Here is a 20506-nt window from a genome sequence, read left to right as displayed (position 1 = left end):
CTGGCCCCGGATCCGGAGGGCCATATCTTCCTGTGGCCTGCGTTTCGGCACGGCAGCGTTTCCCAATATCCCCAAGGTTGAGTTTAAGCCAATCGCACTATGGTTTGTCCAGAGGGTAAAAGTTATCAACGAAAACGGCCAAACATTTGCAATGCCACCATAATAGCGGCTGCAGCGGCTCATCTTAATATTACATAATACTGATTATACGCTTTAGAGGTAGCGAGATGAGACAGATATCGCCACCGCGCGGCCAGCGCGTCCGCCCCCTAACCCAGCGCGTAGCCGGTGCCGCGCACCGTGCGCAGCGGGTCTTGCGAGCCGGTCATACGCAGCGCCTTGCGCAGACGGCCCACATGCACGTCGACCGTGCGGGTATCGACGAACACGTCGCGCCCCCAGACCCGATCAAGCAGTTGCTCGCGGGTCCAGACCCGGCCGGGCTTTTCCATGAAGGTCGAGAGCAGCCGGAATTCGGTCGGGCCGAGTTTCAGCTCCTGACCCGCCCGGGTCACACGATGGGTTTCGCCATCAAGCACAATGTCTTCGAATTCAAGGCGTTCGCCGACCGAGACCGGACGTGTGCGGCGCAGCTGGGTGCGGATGCGCGCCATCAGTTCGCTCACCGAATACGGCTTCACCATGTAATCGTCGGCGCCGGTTTCGAGCCCCCTCACCCGGTCCACCTCTTCCGAGCGTGCGGAGAGCATTATGATCGGGATTTCAGAGGTTTGCCGGCGTGTCTTCAATTGCCGCAGAACCTCGATGCCGCTCACGCCGGGCAGCATCCAGTCGAGCAGGACGAGATCGGGCGCCACCTCGTCGGCGAGCAAGAGCGCGTCGTCGCCGTTTTCGGCCATCGTTACGTCATAGCCTTCCGAGGCGAGGTTGTAGCGCAGGATTTCACGCTGCGCCGGTTCGTCCTCGACGAGCAATACGCAAGGGCGGTCTGACATCGGCCTACTCGTCGCTTTCCTTGAAGGCATCGGGGTCATAGGCCACCGAATTGCCCTTCGGGCGGTCTTCTTCCGGCAGTTCGCCGGTGGCGAGATAGACCACCTGATCGGCCACCGAAGTGACGTGGTCGCCGGCCCGCTCGATGTTCTTGGCGATGAAATGCAGATGCATACAGGCGGTGATGTTGCGCGGGTCTTCCATCATGAAGGTAAGGAATTCGCGAAACAGCGCGTTATACATCTGGTCCACTTCGAGGTCGCGGTGGCGCACCTCGTTGGCCAGCGCCGCGTCGCGCCGGATATAGGCGTCGAGCGCGTCGGAGAGCATGTGGCGCACCTCCTTGGCCATCCGTTTCACCGCGCCCGAGGCGCCCTCGATCGGCTGAAGCTGGGCCAGAACAGCGGTGCGTTTGGCGATGTTCTTGGCATAATCGCCGATCCGTTCGAGGTTGGCTGCCACTTTCATCACGGTGAGCACGGTGCGCAGGTCGGAGGCCGCGGGCTGGCGCAGCGCGAGAATGCGGGCGCAGTCCATGTTGATCGTCTCTTCCAGCGCGTCGATATCGGCATCGGCGCGGCGCACCGCGTCGGCCATTTCCAGATCGCGGGTTTTCAGCGCCACGGCGGCCTGCCGGATATTGTCTTCGACAAGCCCGCCCATCTTCATCAGAGAGGCCTGCACCGCTTCCAGGTCGCGGTCGAAGGCGGAGGCGATATGGTGTTGATCTGTCATCATTTCTCTCCCTGCCCCGTCAGCCGATCCGGCCGGTGATGTAGCTTTCCGTCCGGGGATCGACGGGGTTGGTGAAGATCTGGTCGGTGTCGCCGTATTCGACCAGATTGCCGAGGTGGAAGAAGGCCGTCTTCTGGCTGACCCGCGCGGCCTGCTGCATCGAATGGGTGACGATCACCACCGAGAAGTTCTGCTTGAGCTCGTCGATCAGCTCCTCGACCTGCGCCGTGGCGATCGGGTCGAGCGCCGAACAGGGCTCGTCCATCAGCAGAACCTCCGGCTCTGTGGCCACCGCGCGGGCGATGCAGAGCCGCTGCTGCTGGCCGCCCGACAAGCCGGTTCCCGGCTCCTGCAGCCGGTCTTTGACCTCATCCCAGAGCGCCCCGCGGCGCAGGGAATGTTCAACGATATCATCGAGCTCGGCTTTGTTCCTCGCAAGGCCGTGGATGCGCGGGCCATAGGCGATATTGTCATAGATCGACTTCGGGAAGGGATTGGGCTTCTGAAACACCATCCCCACCTTGGCGCGCAACTGCACCGGATCGACCTTCGGGTCGTAGATGTCCTCTCCGTCGAGCAGGATCTTGCCCTCGACCCGGGCGATCGGGATCGTGTCGTTCATCCGGTTGAGCGAGCGCAGAAAGGTGGACTTGCCGCAGCCCGAAGGTCCGATAAAGGCGGTCACCGTCTTGTCGAGGATGTCGACATTCACATCCTTGATGGCGTGGGTGTCGCCGTAATAGACCTGCACATCGCGGGTCTGGAATTTCACATCCATCTGGTCCACGAGCTTCCGTCCTTCCATGTTGTCTTTCATGTCTGCCCCCTGGCTTACCAGCGGCGCTCGAAGCGGCGGCGCAGGATGATGGCGATGATGTTCATGACCATGAGGAATACCAGCAGGATGATGATCCCGCCCCAGGCGCGTTCGTAATACGCCGGATCGGCCCTCTTGGCCCATTCGTAGATCTGCGCCGGCATCGCCGAGTTCGGCGCGAGGAACCCGTCGGCAAAGCTCGCCGGCGCGTTCGAGGCGATGAAGCCGACCATGCCGATCAGCAGGAGCGGCGCGGTTTCGCCAAGCGCCTGCGCCAGCCCGATGATCGTGCCGGTGAGGATGCCCGGCATCGCCAGCGGCAGAACGTGGTGAAACACCGTCTGCATCTTCGAGGCCCCTACCCCAAGCGCCGCCTCGCGGATCGAGGGCGGCACCGCCTTCAGCGAGGCACGGGTGGAGATGATGATCGTCGGCAGCGTCATCAGCGTCAGCACCAGCCCGCCGACGATGGGTGCCGACGAGGGCAGATGCGCGAACTGGATGAAGACGGCAAGGCCAAGGATACCGAAGACGATGGAGGGCACGGCGGCGAGGTTGGAGATATTCACCTCGATCAGATCGGTGAACCGGTTCTGGGTGGCGAATTCCTCAAGGTAGATCGAGGCCGCCACACCGATCGGCAGCGCCAGCGCCAGCACCACCAGCATCATGAAGAACGATCCCAGCATCGACACGCCGATGCCTGCCGATTCCGGGCGGCTTTCGGAGGCGTCCGCCCCGAAGACGAAGCCAGGGTTGAAGCGCCGCTCGACGAGCCCGGCTGCGATCATCTGATCGACGATATCGAGATGTTCGGCGCTGATATTCTTGTCGCGCGCCACGCTTTCGCGGGTTACGCGGCCCTTCATGTAGCCATCCACCCGGCTGGCGGCGAGCAGGCGGAATTCATGGCTGGTGCCGACCAGGGCGGGATCGGCGAGCACCGCATCGCGCACCTGTGCGGCGACCGAAGCGGAGACGATCTGGCGCAGATCCTTGGCATTGGCGAAGGGGGTTTCGATCCCTGCCTGCGCCAGCGCCTCTGCCAGCGCGTCATCGACCAGCGGGGCATAGCCGAAGGTCGAGACCTTCTTCATCTCTTCGATGTCGCGGTTGCCCGACTTGTCGAGCTTGTCCGCAGGCAGCGCCACCTCGATGGTCACGAAGGTCTGGGTGAAGGCGGGCGTGCCGTTGCGCACGATGGTGACGAGCAGCACGAGGAGAAAGAACAGCCCGATGGCGATGGCCGCGATGCCATAGGCGCGAAAGCGCTTCTCGGCGGCGTTGCGGCGGCGGGTATGCGCATCGCTGGCATAGAGCGAGGCCTTCCTGCGGCGCGGTTCGGCGGGCTCGGCGGTGCCGTGGGTCGCGTCGGTCATTCGTATTGCTCCCGGTATTTGCGCACGATGTAGAGCGCGAGCACGTTGAGGCCGAGGGTGACGACGAACAGCGTTATCCCCAGCGCGAAGGCCACCAGGGCCTCGGGCGAGGCGAAATCGCTGTCGCCGGTGAGCTGGCTGACGATCTTTGCGGTGACGGTGGTCATCGCCTCGAACGGGTTGAGGCTCATCCGGGCCGCGGCCCCTGCCCCCAGCACCACGATCATGGTTTCGCCGATGGCGCGCGAGGCGGCGAGCAGTACCGCGCCGACGATGCCGGGAAGCGCGGCGGGCAGCACCACCTGGCGGACGGTTTCGGATTGCGTCGCGCCAAGGCCGTAGGAGCCATCGCGCATCGCCTGCGGCACGGCGTTGATGATGTCGTCCGACAGCGACGAAACGAAGGGGATGAGCATCACCCCCATGGTGATGCCGGCGGTCATCACCGCCCGGCCGCCGCCCATCCAGTCCACCCCGAGCAGCCCGCCATTGCCGAAGACCGAAACCAGCAGCGGCCCCACGGTGAGCAGCGCGAACAGGCCATAGACGATGGTGGGGATGCCGGCGAGCACTTCGAGCAGCGGTTTCGCGAAGGCACGCACCCGCTTGCTCGCATATTCCGAAAGATAGATCGCTGCGAAAAGCCCGATCGGGGTGGCCACGAGCAGGGCGACGATGGAGATGTAGAAAGTGCCCCAGAGCAGCGGCAGGATGCCGAGCGCGGATGCCCCGCCCCGGCCCGAGAAGCTGGGCGCCCATTCGAGCCGGGTGAAGAAATCGAGCGCCGGGTAGAGCCGGAAGAACTCGATGGTGTTGAACAGCAGCGACAGCACGATGCCGAGCGTGGTCAGGATCGCGATGGAGGCGGCGGTGATCAGCAGCGTGAGAATGCCGTTTTCCACCCGGTTTCTGGCGCGGAAATCGCCGCGCGCTTCGCGGATGGCGAAGAAAAACCCGGCCAGCGCCACGATCAGCACGGCGGCGGTCATGAACCATGTGCCCGTCGCGGCGCGCGCCCGGTAGGCTTGTGCGGCGCGCAGCACATCGCGGTCGACATTGGCGCCGAGCGCCACGCCCACTTCGCCCAGGCGGGCCCGGACATCGGTGAATTCGGTGCGGATCGAGCGGGCCTCCTCGGCGCTGAGCGCGCCCTGGGCCACGGCCACGTCAAGCCCTTCGGCGACGCGCTTCACATCCGACATGATCAGGTTGAGGGCGCCCGCATCTTCGTAGCTCGTCTCGGGGATCAGATGCGAGACGCTGGCATTGATGACGATGGGCTGCGCCACGACCCAGACCGCGAGCAAGAGCGCTGCCGGCGCGAAGGCCAGCATGGCCACGTTGGTGCCGTAATAGTTCGGGCGCGAATGCAGCTTGCGGTGATCGTCGACGCTGGCCATGGCCCGCGTCCGCCCGATCGCGAAACCCGCAATCGCAAGAACAAGAATGAGGATCAGGAGCCAGAGAGGCGACATGGCAGCACCCGCGCGCGAGAGATCGTGCATGTACCGGCTGCGAGCGGCCGGCGTGAGGGGGTGAGGCGGCGCGGGAAAAGCCGCGCCGCCCCGGTTCGGAATATTACTGCATGGTCTCTTCGTTGGCGACCATCGCTTGCGTGGCGGCAAGCTCCGGGTCCGACACGAGGCCGTATTCGGCAAGCGGGCCATCGGGGCCGGCGATCTCGTCGGAGATGAAGAACTCGGTATATTCCTTCAGCCCCGGAATCACGCCGATATGGGCCTTCTTGACGTAGAAGTAGAGCGGGCGCGACACCGGATACTCGCCCGAGGAGATGGTTTCGGTCGAGGGTTCGACACCGGCCATCGTCGCCACTTTGAGCTTGTCGGTGTTGTTTTCGTAGAAGGCGAGGCCGAAGACGCCGATGGCGTTCGCGTTCGCGTCGATCGAGGCGAGCGTTTCGGTGTAATCGCCGTCGATATCGACCGAGCGGCCGTCGGCGCGCACCGCAAGGCAGGCGTCTTCGGCGTCGTCTTCCGACATGCCGCCGGCGATCATCGCTTCGAGCGCGCCGGTGGCTTCACAGCCGACCGCGATCACCTTTTCTTCAAACACTTCGCGGGTGCCGTGCTTGGTGCCCGGGATGAAGGCGAGAATTTCGGCATCCGGCAGGTCGGGGTTGAACTCGTTCCACTTGGTGTAGGGGTTGTCGACAAGCTCGCCGTTCACCACCACTTTCGGCGCCAGCGCGTTGAAGATATCGGCCTGGGTAAAGGAGGTGTAGGCCGGGCCGTCGAGCTGCGAGGCGAAGACGATGCCATCGTAGCCGATGCGCACTTCGATGATGTCGGTCACGCCGTTGGCGGCACAGGCTTCGATCTCGGCATCGCGGATCTTGCGCGACGAGTTGGCGATATCGGACTGCTCTTCGCCGACGCCCTGGCAGAACTTCTTGAGACCGGCCGAGGAGCCGCCCGATTCAACGACCGGGGTCGGGAAGTCGAAGTTTTCGCCGAAGGCTTCGGCGACGATCGAGGCATAGGGAAGCACGGTGGACGAGCCTGCCACCTGCACCTGGTCACGCGCCGCGGCAGCGGTGGCGGAAACGGCAGCGATCGCCAGGCTGGAGGCGGTCAGTTTCACGAAGGACATATCTGTCTCCTGGAATTTGGTTTCATGCGGGGACGCGCCGAGGCATCCTTGGCGGCGGGTCTATGCCTCCCGCGCAACGTATTTATGACAGACGTGTAACAGGTATATGACAGCGCGCCGCTTTGGGCGGCCCTGGCCGAAACGCCTTTAATCCAGGGGCAAAAACACGCTGAAGGTGCTGCCCTGCCCGGCCTTGCTCTCGATCCGGAGCCGTCCGCGGTGGCGGTTTACGATATGTTTTACAATCGCCAGGCCCAGCCCGGTGCCGCCCATGCCGCGCGACCGGTGGGAATCGACGCGGTAGAATCGCTCGGTGAGTCGGCCCAGATGCCGCTCGTCGATCCCCTCGCCATCGTCGGCGACGGTGATCTTCAGCCCCGGCCCCTTCAGAAGCTGCGCATCGTCCAGCCGCTCAAGCGAGATATCCACCCGCCCGCCCTCGCGCCCGTACTTGATCGCGTTCTCGACCAGATTGGTGAACACCTGGGTAAGCTGGTCGGGATCGCCCGGCGCCCTCGCGGGCAGGTCGCAGCCCGACAGCGCCAGCGTCACCGACCGCCTTTCCGCCTGTGGATGCAGCCCGCGCACGGCGCCGGACAGCAGCTCGGCCACATCCACCTCTTCCGGCGGGCGCATCCGCTCCACATCCTCGACCCGCGCCAGCGACAGCAGATCGTCCACCAGCCGGTTCATCCGCCGCGTCTCGCGCTCCATGATGTCGAGAAACCGCGCGCGCGCCTCCGGGTCGTCGCGGGCCGGGCCACGCAGCGTTTCGATGAACCCCGAAATCGCGGTAAGCGGCGTGCGCAACTCGTGGCTCACATTGGCGACGAATTCCGACCGCCGCTCGCCCGCCTCTTCGAGATGGGTCATGTCTTCCAGAAACACGAGGCAGCCACCCGGCCTGCCATTCGAGCCGATCGGCGAGATCGTCGCCACATGGGTGGTGTCCTGACCGGCCTGACGGCCGCTGTAGCGCCCTTCCTGGCGCGTGCCCTCGGCCAGCGCCGCCTCGATCCGGTCGATCAGCGCGGGCTGGCGGAATGCGGTGATATAGTGCCGCCCGCGGATCGCCTCGCCGAACAGGGCGGCCATTGCCGGATTGATCGTCCCGACCCGCCCATCGGGCAGCACATGCGCGCAGGGCATCGGGATCGCGGGCACCAGCTCGTCGGGGGTCATCGGTCACTCCTTGTCGCGGCGCGACCATCGGGCGGCGCGCCTGCGCTGTAAAGCCCTCTTGACCTCTTGAATGAAACGAGTTTCTCTCCCCTTGCGCGTTTCGCTCCGCGCAGTGGTCAACTTATGATTGTGATACGTAGTATTTTTGTGGAGTAGTCAATGTGCGCTATCTCAGTATCAGGAGGTCTCGCGGATTGGCGCATGCGCCCTGACGAAGATTTCCGGCAGGACGAGACAGCGCCCCGCGTTCTGACGGTGGGCGACGTAGCGGCAGACCAGGCCGCCGATATCGCACCGCGCGAGGTGATTCACGCCGATTTCGCCGATGTGAGCGCCGCCGCGCTGGAACGCTGGGCGCCCGATATCGTCATCTCGCCGCTGGTCGGAGAGGGGTTCGATTGCCTCGATCTCGCCAACCTGCTGACCGAAGCCGGGTTTGCCGGGCGCTATCTCGGCGCCGCCGGATCTCTGCCCAAACCCGCCGTGGTCCGCCGCGAAGTGCGGGCCTGCTATCCCGATCTGGACTTCGACATTCTCGGCGCCGCCCCCTGAGCGCGGCGCACGGCCCGGTGGCCTGCGCCGCCGCTGCGTGGATCACGAGATCATGTCGAACCCGCCGGAGCCTGTATCCGCATAATGGCGCGCGAGCCTGCGCAACGCGATCCGCAGCACGATCTTGCCCGAGCGCGCGGGAAAATCGAGCCGGTTCTCGATATCTTCCATCCCTTCCTCGCGGCAAACCCCAAGGATGAGCGTTTCCGCGAGATCGGGGCCGAGAACGCGCATCGCCGCCTGCAGCTCCGCCTCGGCCTCCAGCCGCCGGGTCGGCGCGCCGGGGGCAGCACCCCCTGCCCGGCCACGCCCGCCGGCGGCCATCATCTGCGCCCAGGCCCGCGTGGCATCGGCGCCGATCTGCGCAATCTCCCAGGTTTCGCGAAACCGCGCGGCGGCGGCGATCAGCGCCGGCGGCAGCCAGGCCTCGCCATCCGCGCGGCGGCGGCGTGACAGCACGTAATAGGGCGCGTCGGTGCCGGCGCTGCGGCGGCGCACCGGGATCGGCCTGTCAGCCCTTGCCGCCCGGCCGGCATCTTCGGCCGCACCCAGCAGCGCCGAGCGGCGCGACTCGCTCTCGGCCATCAGCCGCCCGGCCTCGGCCCGGCCCGCGGCGGTGATATGATAGCGGGTAAGCCGCCCGGTCTGGGTACCGGCGATGAATTCCCGCAGCGCCAGCACCTCCGCCAGATCCCGGCCAAGCACCGCACGGCGCACCGGTCGGTCGCCGCCGGTATCCTGCACCACCACCGCGTCGTCGACACCGTCGGCGATAACGAGCAGGCTCCTAGGCGCCATCATCGCCCGCAGCACGCGCAAGGTATCGCGCGCCAGCATGGCCTGGCCCTCGGGTGTGAGTTTCATCTGCATATGATCCTGTGCTGTGGAGGGGGGCAAGCTCTGACCCGCCGCGCCGCTCACCAGCCGGCCCAGCCGCGCGAGGCCGGAATCGGCCAGCGGATCGTCGCGCAGCGTTTCGGTCCGGCGCACCTGTCTCAGCACAGTCGAAGGATGGTGCCCAAGCGCGCGGGCAATCGAGCGGATGCTCTCGCCCGCCTCGGTATGGGCGAGATAGACCCGGACTTCCTGCGGCACCCATCCCGGTAGCCGCACCTGCGCGTCCAACGCGCCAATCGCCTGCGCATTCCCCATATGATCCCCCAAGGTGAGATCGCTCAAGCGGCCGCAGCAGCACAACCCCAAGGCGAACTTGCACGATTCCAACTTTGCCAAAAAAGGTTACCGGGACGTTAACGCCGGGCAACGAAACCAGCTTGTCGCGCAATTCTTAAGGGGTGAGTAAGGGAGCGTGCGCCGATCTGCCCGGCACGCAACACCCGCATAGGTTGTGCAATACGAATGGCGACTCATCACGGGAGACCGCCATGACCGATACCGCCACCCTCCTCGCCGGCCTGCGCCGCCCCCGCCTTCTGATCCGCGCCGCCCGCTTCGGGCTGGCCGATTACAACCGTGAGCGCGATCTGAAGCGGCTCACCCGCCAGCCCGTCGCCCCGGCGCCCCGCGCGGCGGTCGATGCACTGATCGCGGCGGAGGCCGCGCTGGAAGAAAGCCGCCAAACGGGCGCCGCCGGATACAGCCCGGCGCGCCATGTCGACGTGCTGATCGCTCTGATCTCGGAGGCGCGGCTGCTGGCGCGCGCCGACCACGGGGTGTGAGCGGAGCTCAGGTGAAGGCGTCGGGCATCGCGGCCTTCTTCTCGGCCACATAAGCCTCCAGCGCGGCACGAATGGCCGGGTCCAGCGCCGGCGCCTCGTAATCGGCGAGCAACCGCGCCACCCGCGCCCCGGCCAGCGCCTGCGTATCGCGCGCGCCCTCTTCCTCCCAGGTCTCGAACGGCTTGTAATCCAGCACCTGCGACCGCCAGAAGGCGGATTTGAAATGGGTCTGGGTATGGCCGCAGCCAAGGTAGTGGCCCCCCGGCCCCACCTCGCGGATCGCATCCATCGCCTGGGCGTCCTCGTCCATCGCCACGCCCGCCGCCATCTTGTGCAGCGCGCCGAGCTGATCGGCATCCATCACGAATTTCTCGAAACTCGCCACCAGCCCGCCTTCGAGCCAGCCGCAGGCATGCAGCATGAAGTTGACGCCCGCCATCAGCCCCATATTCAGGCTGTTGGCGCTTTCGTAACCGGCCTGCGCATCGGGCAGCTTGGAACCGGTAAAGCCCCCCGCCGAGCGGTAGGGCAGCCCGAGGCGGCGGGCAAGCTGGCCCACGCCATAGGTGATCTGGCTGGCTTCCGGTGTGCCAAATGTGGGCGCGCCCGAATTCATGTCGATCGAGGTGACGAAGGCGCCCATGATCACCGGCGCGCCGGGGCGCACGAGCTGGCTGTAGGCCACCCCCGCCAGCGTTTCGGCCAGCACCTGGGTGAGCGTGCCCATCACCGAAACCGGCGCCATCGCCCCGCCGACGATAAAGGGCGAGACGATGCAGGCCTGGTTCGCCGCCGCGTAGACTTCCAGCGCCCCCATCATCGTCGCGTCGAAGGTGAGCGGCGAGTTGATGTTGATCAGCGAGACCATCACCGTGTTCTGGTCGACGAAATCGGCGCCGAACAGGATCTTCGCCATCTCCACACTGTCGGCGGCGCGGCTCGGTTCGGTCACCGATCCCATGAACGGCTTGTCCGACAGCGTCATATGGGCCAGCAACATGTCCAGATGGCGCTTGTTGACCGGCACGTCGGTCGGCTCGCAGACGGTGCCGCCGGAATGGTGCAGCCAGGGCGACATCTGGCCAAGACGCACGAAATTGCGGAAATCCCCGATCGTCGCATAGCGCCGCCCGCCCTCTGCATCACGCACGAAGGGCGGACCATAGACCGGCGCGAGCACCAGATCGCGCCCGCCGATCTCGACCGAATTGGCCGGGTTGCGCGCATGCTGGGTGAAGCGCGCGGGCGCGGTGGCGCAGAGCTTGCGCGCCAGCCCGCGCGGGATATGCACCCGCTCGCCGCGCACATCTGCCCCCGCGTCGCGCCAGCGGGCAAGAGCCGCGGGATTGTCGGAGAAGGTCACGCCGATCTCTTCCAGCACGGTATCGGCGTTGCGCTCGATGATCTGCAACGCCGCTTCGCTCAGAAGCTCGTAATCCGGGATCGCCCGGGTGATCCGGGGCGCCGCCTCGATCCGTTTCGCCGTGCGCTCGGCCCGGCGCGCCGCCCCACCGCCGCCGCGCGTCCGCCTGCGTGCCTGACCCTCGTCCATGTCGCGCCCTCCGGGATGTTACCCTTTCAGCGATACACCGGCGGGTCGCCGGGGCCGGGCGGATTTGCGGCATTTCCGGCGCGAAAACGACATCCAGGGGGGCGCTGCCCCCCTCGCCCTGCGGGCTCACCCCCCCGAGGTATTTTTCGAACAGAGAAGAACGATTTGTTAACCTTGTCGGGTTTAGCTGCGAGGGCGGGACAGGCTGAGGAGCCGATGGCCGTGAACGGAGAAGCCCCCGCGTGGCCGGTCCGGCCGGCGGGGGTGGATCGTGCCGCCCCTGCTTCTTCGTTCCAAAAATACCTTCGGGGGGTGAATGGCGCAGCCAGAGGGGGGCAGACAGCCCCCCTGCCCCCTTGCCAGCCGCGCGCCACAGCCCTAATCAGCGTGCATGACTCAGCATGATCGCCTCCTCATCATCGACTTCGGCTCCCAGGTCACGCAGCTCATCGCGCGCCGCCTGCGCGAGCTCAGCGTCTATTGCGAAATCCACCCCTACCAGAACGTCACCGACGCCTTTCTAGCCGACTTCGCGCCGAAAGCGGTGATCTTCTCCGGCGGCCCCGCCTCGGTGATCGACGAGGGCTCGCCCCGCCCGCCGCGCTCGGTCTACGATCTCGGCGTGCCGATCCTCGGTATCTGCTACGGCCAGCAGGTGATGATGGCCGATCTCGGCGGCAAGGTGGAGCGCGGCCATGGCACGGCCGAGTTCGGGCGAGCCTATGTCGAACCGAAGAACGGCGATATCGACTTGCTGTTTGGCTGGTTCCTTGAGGGCAAGGAGCAGGTCTGGATGAGCCATGGCGATCATGTGAGCGCCATCGCCCCGGGCTTCGAGGTTTACGGCACCTCACCGAATGCGCCCTATGCCATCACCGCCGATCCCGACCGCCGCTTTTTCGCCGTGCAGTTCCACCCCGAAGTGCACCACACCCCGAACGGCGCGACCTTCTACGAGAATTTCGTGCGGATGGCCGGGTTCAGGGGCGACTGGACGATGGGCGCCTACCGCGACGAGGCGATTGCCAAGATCCGCGCGCAGGTGGGCGAAAGCCACGTGATCTGCGGCCTCTCCGGCGGGGTCGATTCTTCCGTCACCGCCGTGCTTCTGCATGAAGCCATCGGCGACCAGCTCACCTGCGTTTTCGTCGACCACGGGCTTTTGCGCCAGAACGAGGCGCAGGAAGTGGTCACGATGTTCCGCGATCACTACAACATGAAGCTCATTCATGCCGATGAGGCGGAGCTGTTTTTGGATGAGCTCGAAGGCGTAAGTGACCCGGAAGTAAAGAGAAAAACCATCGGTAGGCTGTTCATCGACGTGTTCCAGCGCGAGGCGAACAAGATCGAGGGGGCGGAGTTTCTGGCGCAGGGCACGCTTTACCCCGACGTGATCGAAAGTGTGAGCTTTTCCGGCGGCCCCTCGGTGACGATCAAATCGCACCACAATGTCGGCGGCCTGCCCGAGAAGATGGGGCTGAAGCTGGTCGAGCCGCTGCGCGAGCTGTTCAAGGACGAGGTGCGCGCGCTTGGCCACGAGTTGGGCCTGCCCGCCAGCTTCATCGGCCGCCACCCCTTCCCCGGCCCCGGCCTCGCCATCCGCGTGCCGGGCGAGATCACCCGCGAGAAGCTGGAAATCCTGCGCAAGGCCGATGCCGTCTATATCGACCAGATCCGCAAGCACGGGCTTTACGACGAGATCTGGCAGGCTTTCGTGGCGATCCTGCCGGTGCGCACGGTGGGCGTGATGGGCGACGGGCGCACCTACGATTACGCCTGCGCCCTGCGCGCGGTTACCTCGGTCGACGGGATGACGGCGGATTACTACCCGTTCAGCCACGATTTCCTCGGCGAAACCGCGACGCGGATCATCAACGAGGTGCAGGGGATCAACCGGGTGACCTACGACATCACCTCGAAACCGCCGGGCACCATCGAGTGGGAATGACCCACGCCGCGCATATCCGCCTCACCGGCCATATCGACGTGCCGGAGCCCCGGCGCGCGGCGATCGCCGCGGCGCTGCCCGAGCATATCCGGCTGACCCGTGCCGAGCCCGGCTGCCTGGCTTTCGAGGTCAGGCCCGATCCCGCCATGCCGGGACGCTATACGGTGGCGGAGCTGTTCGCGAGCCGCGCCGCCTTCGAGGCGCATCAGGCGCGGGTCGCGGCGAGCGATTGGGGGCGGATCAGCGCCGGCCTGCCGCGCAGCTATACCATCGACGAGGTGCCGGCGTGAGCGACACGGCCCGCGCCGCGTTGTGGATGATCGGCGCCATCGCCTCCTTCACGGCGATGGCCATTGCCGGGCGCGCGGTGAGCTTCGATCATGACACGTTCGAGATCATGCTCTATCGCTCCATTGTCGGGATCGTGGTGGTGCTCGCGGTGGCGACGCTTTCGGGCACGCGCAAGGATATCCGCGCCCGCTATCTCGGCCTGCACACATTGCGCAATATCAGCCATTTCACCGGCCAGAACCTGTGGTTCTACGCGATCACGATGGTGCCGCTCGCGCAGGTCTTCGCGCTGGAATTCACCTTGCCGCTCTGGGTGCTGCTGCTTTCACCGATCTTTCTGGGCGAGCGGATCACCCGGCCACAGGCCTGGGCGGCGCTGATCGGCTTCGTGGGCGTGCTGATCGTCACCCGGCCCTTCTCGGCCACGCTGAGCCTGGGTGTGATCGCCGCCGCCGCCGCGGCGATCGGCTTTGCCGGATCGGCCGTCTCCACCCGCAAGCTGACCCGGACCGAGAGCGTCGTCTCCATCCTGTTCTGGCTCACGGCGATGCAAACGCTCTTCGGCCTCATCATGGCAGGCTATGACGGCGATATCGCGCTGCCGGGCCTCGCTGCCCTGCCCTGGCTGGTGCTGATCGGCATCGCCGGGCTGCTCGCGCATTTCTGCCTGACCTCGGCGCTCAGCCTCGCGCCCGCCAGTGTGGTGATGCCGGTGGATTTCACCCGGCTGCCGATCATCGCCGTGGTCGGCTGGGCCTTCTATGACGAGGCGTTCGACCCCTACGTGCTGGCCGGCGGGGCGCTGATCATCGCCGGCAACTGGATCAACCTCGCACTCGCGGCCCGGGGCGCCCGGGCGGGATGACATTGCGCAGGATCCGGGTCGCCGGGCGCGGGCTGGCTGCCTAGGGTCGCGGCCATGACACAAGCCTCACTTTCCCCCCGCGCCTGGATGCTGCTGATCCTGCTCTCGCTGATCTGGGGGTCCAGCTTTCTGACCACCACGACCCTGGTCGGGATCATGGCGCCGCTGCACGTGGTCACCCACCGGGTGCTCTGGGCGGCGCTGTTCCTCTGGGCCTATGTTCTGGTGCGCCGCCTGCCCCTGCCGCGCGACCGGGGCACGGTGCTTGCCCTGCTGGTGATGGGGGCGGCCAATAACGCGATCCCCTTCGCGTTGCAGGCCTATGCCCAGCAGAGCATCGAATCGGGGCTGGCGGGCATCCTCAACGCCACAACGGCGATCTTCGGCCCGCTGATGGCGGCGATCTTTCTCGCCGATGAGCGGTTGACCCGCCGCAAGGCCACCGGCGTGGCGCTCGGCTTCTTCGGCGTGGCGGTGATTCTCGGCCTCGACAGCCTCAGAAGCTTCGATCTGCGGGCGCTGGCGCAACTTGCCATGCTGGGATCGACGATGGCCTATGCGCTGTCTTCGGTCTGGGCACGCAAGCGGCTGCGGCATCTGCGCCCGGAAGTGGCGGCGCTGGGGATGCTCACCGGCGCGGCGCTGATCATGCTGCCGCTGTCCTGGCTGGCAGCCGGGCCGCTGCCCCTTGCTTTGCCGCCGGACATTCTGGCGGCCATCGCCTATTACGCGCTCGTGGTCACCGCCGGCGCCTACCTGCTCTATTATGCCGTGATCAACATAGCGGGTGCCGGCAATGCCACGCTGGTGACCCTGCTCATCGTGCCCACGGCGGTGGCGCTCGGGGCCATGGTGCGCGCCGAGGCCCTGCCGCTTTCGGCCTATCTCGGCTTCGGTCTGATCGCGCTCGGCCTCGTGGTGATCGACGGGCGGCTGTTCAGGCGGCGTTAGGATTTGACCGGCCCGCCCGGCCCCGCTACCACCGGGGCGGGCAAAGGAGGCCGGGCATGATCTACCAAACGGCGACGGAATGGCTGGGCGCGTCCGGCAAGCATGTGCTGCTTTTCGGCATGTCGGGGCTGGGCAAGACCCATATCGCCAGCATGTTGCGCGCGGCGGGCGGCTGGTTTCACTATTCCGTCGATTACCGCATCGGCACGCGCTACATGGGCGAGCACATCGCCGACAATTTCAAGCGCGAGGCGATGAAGAACCCGTTTCTGCGCGAGCTCCTGCTGACCGACAGCGTCTATATCGCCTCCAACATCACCTTCAACAATCTCGCCCCGCTGTCGAGCTATCTCGGCAAGCCCGGCGATCCGGCCAAAGGCGGGCTGCCTTTCGCCGAATATATGCGCCGGCAGGCCCTGCATCACGATGCCGAGGTCGCCGCCCTGCTCGACACCACCCGCTTCATCACCCGCGCCCGCGAGATCTACGGCTACAGCAATTTCGTCTGCGATACCGGCGGCTCGATCTGCGAAGTGGTGAACCCGGACGACCCCGCCGATCCGGTGCTGAAGGAATTGTCCGAACACCTGCTGATGGTCTGGATCGAGGGCAGCGAGGCCCATACGGAGGAGCTGGTGCGCCGCTTCAAACGCGCGCCGAAGCCGATGTATTACACGCCCGATTTCCTCGAAACCGCCTGGGCGCATTATCTCGATGAGCGCGGGCTCTGCGAGGCCGAGGTGGACCCCGACGATTTCATGGCCGCCACCTATGCCCGCGCCATGGCCCACCGCCAGCCGCGCTACGCCGCGATGGCGCGCAACTGGGGCGTCACGCTCAAGGCCGATGACGTGGCCCATGTGACATCGCCCGAAGACTTCGACGCGCTGATCGCGCGTGCCCTTGAGGCTCGCTGACCGAGGGGCTATCTCACCCGGATACAATCCGAAGGAGGCTCCGATGCCGATCAAGATCCCCGCCACGCTCCCCGCCTACAGCACGTTGCGCGCGGAAGGCATCATGATGATGCGCGAGGATCAGGCCGAGATGCAGGAGATCCGCCCGATGCGGATCGCGCTGCTCAACCTCATGCCGAAGAAGATCGAGACCGAAACCCAGTTTGCCCGGCTGATCGCCGCCTCGCCCCTGCAGGTGGAGCTGACCCTCGTGCGCCCGACCGAACATGTCTCGAAAACCGAGAGCCAGGCGCATATCGGCGCGCACTACGTGCCGTTTCAGGAGATCAGACATCAGAAATTCGACGGGCTGATCATCACCGGCGCGCCGATCGAGCATCTGCCCTATGAAGAGGTCACCTATTGGGACGAGATGCAGGAGATCATGGAGTGGTCGCAGACCAACGTGCATTCCACCTTCGGCGTCTGCTGGGGCGGCATGGCGATGCTCTACCACTTCTGGGGCATCCCCAAGCATATGCTCGATCACAAGGCGTTCGGCTGCTACCCGCAGAAGAACCTCGCGCCGAAATCGCCCTTCCTGCGCGGGTTTTCCGATAATTTCGTCATCCCGGTGAGCCGCTGGACCGAGATCGCCGAGGCCGATATCCGCGCCCAGCCGGAGCTTGTGCCGCTGCTCGGCTCGGACGAGACCGGCTCCTGCCTGGTGGAAGACCCGCGCCACCGCGCGCTCTACATCTTCAACCATTTCGAATACGATTCGGACACGCTGAAGCATGAATATGACCGCGACGTCGCCAAGGGCACGCCGATCAACGTGCCGATGAACTACTATCCGAACGACGACCCGTCGAAGCCGCCGCAGAACCGCTGGAAGAGCCATGCGCATCTGCTCTACGGCAACTGGATCGCGGAAATGTACCTGACCACGCCCTTCGACATCGACAAGATCGGTACGGTGGTCGAGGACCGGCGGGGGTGATGGGTTTCGAATTGCTGACGCAATCCGACCCGCCGGGGGGCTGTCTGCCCCCCGGACCCCCCGAAGGTATTTTTCGAACAGAGAAGATGGCTGGGGTATGAGCCTGCTCACCGCCACAGGGATTGGGCTGCTCGGGTTCACCGGCGCGACCCAAGTGCTTGCGGCGCGGCGTGAGGCGCGGGCGGCGAAGCTTTCGCCGCCGCGCGGGCAGGATGTGGAGGTGGCGGGCCGCAGGGTTCATGTCGAGGTGCTGGGCGCGGCGGGGCCGGACCTTGTGCTGATCCATGGCTCTTCCGGCAATACCCGCGATTTTACCTTTCGGCTGGCGGGCGAGCTGGCCGCGCGCTACCGCGTCTTCGTGGTCGACCGGCCTGGTCTCGGCTGGTCGGACGCACTGCCGCAAGGTGACGGGCTGGAGGCGCAGGCGCGCGCGATCCAGGCGGCGGTGGCGGCGCTGGGGGCGGAGCGGCCCATCGTGCTCGGCCAATCCTATGGCGGCGCGGTGGCGCTGGCCTGGGCCGCCGCCCTGCCCGGGACGCTTGCGGGCGTCGTCTCGGTCTCCGGTGTCGCCTATCCGTGGGAGACCGGGCTGGGGCTCTATTACACGATCCTGTCGCACCCGCTCGGGCGGGCACTGCTGATCCCGCTCATCACCGCCTGGGTGCCGCGCGCCGCGATCAAGCGTGAGATCGACAAGGTGTTTGCGCCGCAGACGGCGCCCGCCGGTTATGACGAGCATTTCGGCCCCGAACTCACCGTGCGGCGCGGCGCGATGCGGGTGAATGCGCTGCAAAGGCGGGCGCTGCATGGCGAGATCTCCTCTCTCTCGCCCCGCTGGGCGGAGATCGGGCTGCCGATCGAAATCGTGCATGGCGATGCCGACATGATCGTGCATCACAGCATCCATGCCGACCGCCTTGCGGCGGAGAACCCGCAGGCGCGGCTTACCCTGTTGCCCGGCATCGGCCATATGCCCCACCACGTCGCCCGCCCCGAGGTGATCGCCGCCATTGACCGCGCCGCATTGCGCGCCAATGTAAAATAGCGATACATTCGCAGAACAAGAAACCGGAGGCAGGCCATGCAACTTCCCTTCGACGGGGCGATTAGCGCGTTCTACGAGCAGACGGCGTCGGAAGAAATCCGCCGCGCCATCGCCGAAGGCGACAAGAAGGATATCCTGCAGCCGGACTTTCCCTATGACCGCTGGATGAAGAAATCCGACTACGAAGAGGCGCTCGATGCGCTGCAGCTCGAACTGGTCAAGCTGCAGGCCGATGTGAAGGCCACCGGCAAGCGCGTGGTGGTTGTGTTCGAGGGGCGCGATGCCGCCGGAAAAGGCGGCGCGATCAAGCGGTTCCGCGAGAACCTTAATCCTCGCGTGGCGCGCGTTGTGGCGCTGCCCAAACCCTCCGACCGCGAGGCGGGAGAATGGTATTTCCAGCGCTATGTGCGCCAGTTGCCGACGGAAGGCGAGATCGTGCTGTTCGACCGCTCATGGTACAACCGGGGCGTGGTGGAGAAGGTGTTCGGCTTCTGCACCGACGCGCAGCGCGCGGCCTTCTTCCGCCAGCTTCCAGAATTCGAGGATATGCTGGTGGATGAGGGTATCCACTTCTTCAAGATCTGGCTCAATGTGGGCCGCGCCGAGCAAATGCGCCGCTTCCTCGCCCGCGAGCGCGATCCGCTCAAGCAATGGAAGCTGAGCTCGATCGACGTCGAGGGGCTGAACCGGTGGGATGCCTATTCCGAGGCGATCCGCGAGACCTTTGCCGCCTCGCACCGCAGCCGCGCGCCCTGGACGGTGATCCGCTCGGACGACAAGTACCGCGCCCGGCTCGCCGCGATCCGGACCGTGTTGAGCCGGATCGACTATGCCGGCAAGATCGCCGGCGTGGCCGCTGCGCCCGACCCGGCCATCGCCGGCGGCCCGGATATCTGGAATGACTAAGAAGCGCGGATATCACCACGGCAATCTGCGTCAGGCGCTGGTGGATGCCGCCCTGGTGCTGATCGAGGAGAAAGGCCCCACCGGCTTTACCCTCTCGGAAGCGGCCAAGGCGGCGGGGGTGACCCCGGCGGCGGTCTACCGTCATTTCGCGGGCCGCGAAGACCTGATCGCCGAGGCCGCGCGGCAGGGCTTTGAGGTGTTTGCCGATCTGATGGAGCACGCTTATGGCAAGCACAAAGGCTCGGCGCTGGCGGCGCTGGAGGCCACGGGCCGGGCCTATCTGGCCTTCGCCCGCAAGTTTCCGGGGCATTACGTGGCGATGTTCGAATCCGGCATCTCGATCAACCGCAACGCCGATCTGGCGCTGGTGGCGGGCCGGGCGCTGGGGGTGATCGAAAAGGCGGCCTCGGAGCTGATGGCCGAACTGCCGGCCAACCGCCGCCCGCCGGCGCGGATGGTGTCGTCGCATATGCTGGCCTTTTCGCACGGGGTGGTGGAGCTGTTCGCGCGCGGCGCGCCGGGCACCAAATCGCCCTTCCCGCCCGAGGATCTGCTGGAAAGCGGGATCGGGATCTATCTGCGCGGGCTGGGGCTGATCACGCCGGACGGCTGATCGGCCCGGTGCAGGAACAGATAGCCCCGCTTGCGCGTCTCCGTGCGCCAGTCCGCGCCATGACCGGCAATGAGGGCGGCGAAATCCGCGATGTTCGACGGCTCGTCGGCGATCAGCAGCCAGCCTTCCGGCGCGACATGATCGAGCAAGCCCGACAGAACCGAAAGCCGCATCGCTCGCCCCAGCATGTGCAGGGTGCGGTCGATCAGGACGATATCGAACAGCCCGGCAGGCGTGAACGCCGCGATATCGGCGACGATCCCTTCGACGGCCAGGCGCTCGGCCGTCGCGGCCGCAGTCAGATCTCGGATGCCGTTGGGCGACAGATCAACGCCCACCACCCGATGACCGCGCCGGGCAATGAACAGCGCATCGCGGCCCTGCCCGCATCCCAGATCGAGCACGCGGGCATTCTCCGGCCGGTATCGGTCGAAGAACTCGACGAAGACCGGCGTTGGCGGCCCCAGCGCCTCGCGCTTTTCGCCGTAGAGTTTGTCATAATCGTAGCTCATGGGCGTAGCGATAGCC

General features: G+C 65.9%; 21 protein-coding genes. 11 read left to right on the top strand and 10 right to left on the bottom strand.

What is annotated here, in order from left to right:
* Positions 1-269 precede the first annotated feature (269 nt).
* The 7 genes from phoB to QMG28_RS07720 form a co-directional block, all read right to left on the bottom strand.
* Positions 270-956, bottom strand: coding sequence for a phosphate regulon transcriptional regulator PhoB (gene phoB / locus QMG28_RS07750; protein WP_281841647.1), 687 nt, complete (start codon positions 954-956; stop codon positions 270-272).
* 4 nt (positions 957-960) lie between these two features.
* A complete protein-coding gene (phoU, locus tag QMG28_RS07745; RefSeq protein WP_281841646.1) occupies positions 961-1689 on the bottom strand; it encodes a phosphate signaling complex protein PhoU in 729 nt (242 codons plus the stop codon).
* 19 nt (positions 1690-1708) lie between these two features.
* Complete coding sequence (gene pstB / locus QMG28_RS07740) at positions 1709-2494, bottom strand: phosphate ABC transporter ATP-binding protein PstB (protein WP_281841750.1); 786 nt, start codon at positions 2492-2494, stop codon at positions 1709-1711.
* A gap of 26 nt (positions 2495-2520) precedes the next feature.
* Entirely contained in the window at positions 2521-3885 is a 1365-nt protein-coding gene (gene pstA, locus QMG28_RS07735) for a phosphate ABC transporter permease PstA (protein ID WP_281841645.1), read from the bottom strand.
* Entirely contained in the window at positions 3882-5360 is a 1479-nt protein-coding gene (pstC, locus tag QMG28_RS07730; protein WP_281841644.1) for a phosphate ABC transporter permease subunit PstC, read from the bottom strand. The genes pstA and pstC overlap by 4 nt, the downstream gene beginning before the upstream one ends.
* Positions 5361-5463: 103 nt before the next feature.
* The gene (locus QMG28_RS07725) at positions 5464-6495 is read right to left on the bottom strand and encodes a substrate-binding domain-containing protein (RefSeq protein ID WP_281841643.1); all 1032 of its coding nucleotides are present in this window, start codon (positions 6493-6495) and stop codon (positions 5464-5466) included.
* Positions 6496-6642: 147 nt separating this feature from the next.
* The gene (locus QMG28_RS07720; protein ID WP_281841642.1) at positions 6643-7677 is read right to left on the bottom strand and encodes a sensor histidine kinase; all 1035 of its coding nucleotides are present in this window, start codon (positions 7675-7677) and stop codon (positions 6643-6645) included.
* A gap of 201 nt (positions 7678-7878) precedes the next feature.
* Here QMG28_RS07720 and QMG28_RS07715 point away from each other — a divergent pair, with 201 nt between their 5' ends.
* Entirely contained in the window at positions 7879-8229 is a 351-nt protein-coding gene (locus QMG28_RS07715) for a hypothetical protein (protein ID WP_281841641.1), read from the top strand.
* Positions 8230-8271: 42 nt separating this feature from the next.
* Here the strand turns inward: QMG28_RS07715 and QMG28_RS07710 are convergent, their stop codons facing one another.
* Positions 8272-9381 (bottom strand): DUF6456 domain-containing protein, encoded by a 1110-nt coding sequence (locus tag QMG28_RS07710; RefSeq protein ID WP_281841640.1) that lies wholly within the window; start codon positions 9379-9381, stop codon positions 8272-8274.
* 233 nt (positions 9382-9614) lie between these two features.
* On the opposite strand from QMG28_RS07710, the gene QMG28_RS07705 reads away from it, so the two are divergent.
* Positions 9615-9908, top strand: a complete 294-nt coding sequence (locus QMG28_RS07705) for a DUF6477 family protein (RefSeq protein WP_281841639.1) — start codon at positions 9615-9617, stop codon at positions 9906-9908.
* Between the two features lie 7 nt (positions 9909-9915).
* Here QMG28_RS07705 and QMG28_RS07700 read toward each other — a convergent pair whose 3' ends face one another.
* A complete protein-coding gene (locus tag QMG28_RS07700; RefSeq protein WP_281841638.1) occupies positions 9916-11460 on the bottom strand; it encodes a trimethylamine methyltransferase family protein in 1545 nt (514 codons plus the stop codon).
* Positions 11461-11851: 391 nt separating this feature from the next.
* Between QMG28_RS07700 and guaA the strand changes: the two genes are divergently transcribed.
* The 9 genes from guaA (at position 11852) to QMG28_RS07655 (ending at position 19978) form a co-directional block, all read left to right on the top strand.
* Positions 11852-13408 carry a glutamine-hydrolyzing GMP synthase gene (guaA, locus tag QMG28_RS07695; RefSeq protein ID WP_281841637.1) on the top strand — a complete coding sequence of 519 codons (1557 nt, stop codon included), beginning with the start codon at positions 11852-11854 and terminating at the stop codon, positions 13406-13408.
* Entirely contained in the window at positions 13405-13698 is a 294-nt protein-coding gene (locus QMG28_RS07690; protein ID WP_281841636.1) for a putative quinol monooxygenase, read from the top strand. The genes guaA and QMG28_RS07690 overlap by 4 nt, the downstream gene beginning before the upstream one ends.
* The gene (locus tag QMG28_RS07685) at positions 13695-14564 is read left to right on the top strand and encodes a DMT family transporter (RefSeq protein ID WP_281841635.1); all 870 of its coding nucleotides are present in this window, start codon (positions 13695-13697) and stop codon (positions 14562-14564) included. Before QMG28_RS07690 ends, QMG28_RS07685 begins: the two co-directional genes overlap by 4 nt.
* Positions 14565-14618: 54 nt before the next feature.
* Positions 14619-15515: a DMT family transporter gene (locus tag QMG28_RS07680; protein ID WP_281841634.1), complete on the top strand. Its 897-nt coding sequence runs from the start codon at positions 14619-14621 to the stop codon at positions 15513-15515.
* Between the two features lie 56 nt (positions 15516-15571).
* Positions 15572-16432: an ATPase gene (locus tag QMG28_RS07675; protein WP_281841633.1), complete on the top strand. Its 861-nt coding sequence runs from the start codon at positions 15572-15574 to the stop codon at positions 16430-16432.
* A 43-nt stretch (positions 16433-16475) separates the two neighbouring features.
* Complete coding sequence (locus QMG28_RS07670; protein WP_281841632.1) at positions 16476-17414, top strand: homoserine O-succinyltransferase; 939 nt, start codon at positions 16476-16478, stop codon at positions 17412-17414.
* 97 nt (positions 17415-17511) lie between these two features.
* Entirely contained in the window at positions 17512-18459 is a 948-nt protein-coding gene (locus tag QMG28_RS07665) for an alpha/beta fold hydrolase (RefSeq protein WP_281841631.1), read from the top strand.
* Between the two features lie 36 nt (positions 18460-18495).
* Positions 18496-19365, top strand: a complete 870-nt coding sequence (ppk2, locus tag QMG28_RS07660) for a polyphosphate kinase 2 (protein ID WP_281841630.1) — start codon at positions 18496-18498, stop codon at positions 19363-19365.
* Positions 19358-19978 carry a TetR/AcrR family transcriptional regulator gene (locus QMG28_RS07655; RefSeq protein ID WP_281841629.1) on the top strand — a complete coding sequence of 207 codons (621 nt, stop codon included), beginning with the start codon at positions 19358-19360 and terminating at the stop codon, positions 19976-19978. Before ppk2 ends, QMG28_RS07655 begins: the two co-directional genes overlap by 8 nt.
* Here the strand turns inward: QMG28_RS07655 and QMG28_RS07650 are convergent.
* The gene (locus QMG28_RS07650) at positions 19939-20490 is read right to left on the bottom strand and encodes a class I SAM-dependent methyltransferase (RefSeq protein ID WP_281841628.1); all 552 of its coding nucleotides are present in this window, start codon (positions 20488-20490) and stop codon (positions 19939-19941) included. The two genes, QMG28_RS07655 and QMG28_RS07650, sit on opposite strands and share 40 nt — an antisense overlap.
* Positions 20491-20506 lie beyond the last annotated feature (16 nt).

The organism is Sinisalibacter aestuarii, from assembly GCF_027923545.1.
GTDB lineage: Bacteria > Pseudomonadota > Alphaproteobacteria > Rhodobacterales > Rhodobacteraceae > Sinisalibacter > Sinisalibacter aestuarii.
This window is presented reverse-complemented; position numbering and strand designations above follow the sequence as displayed.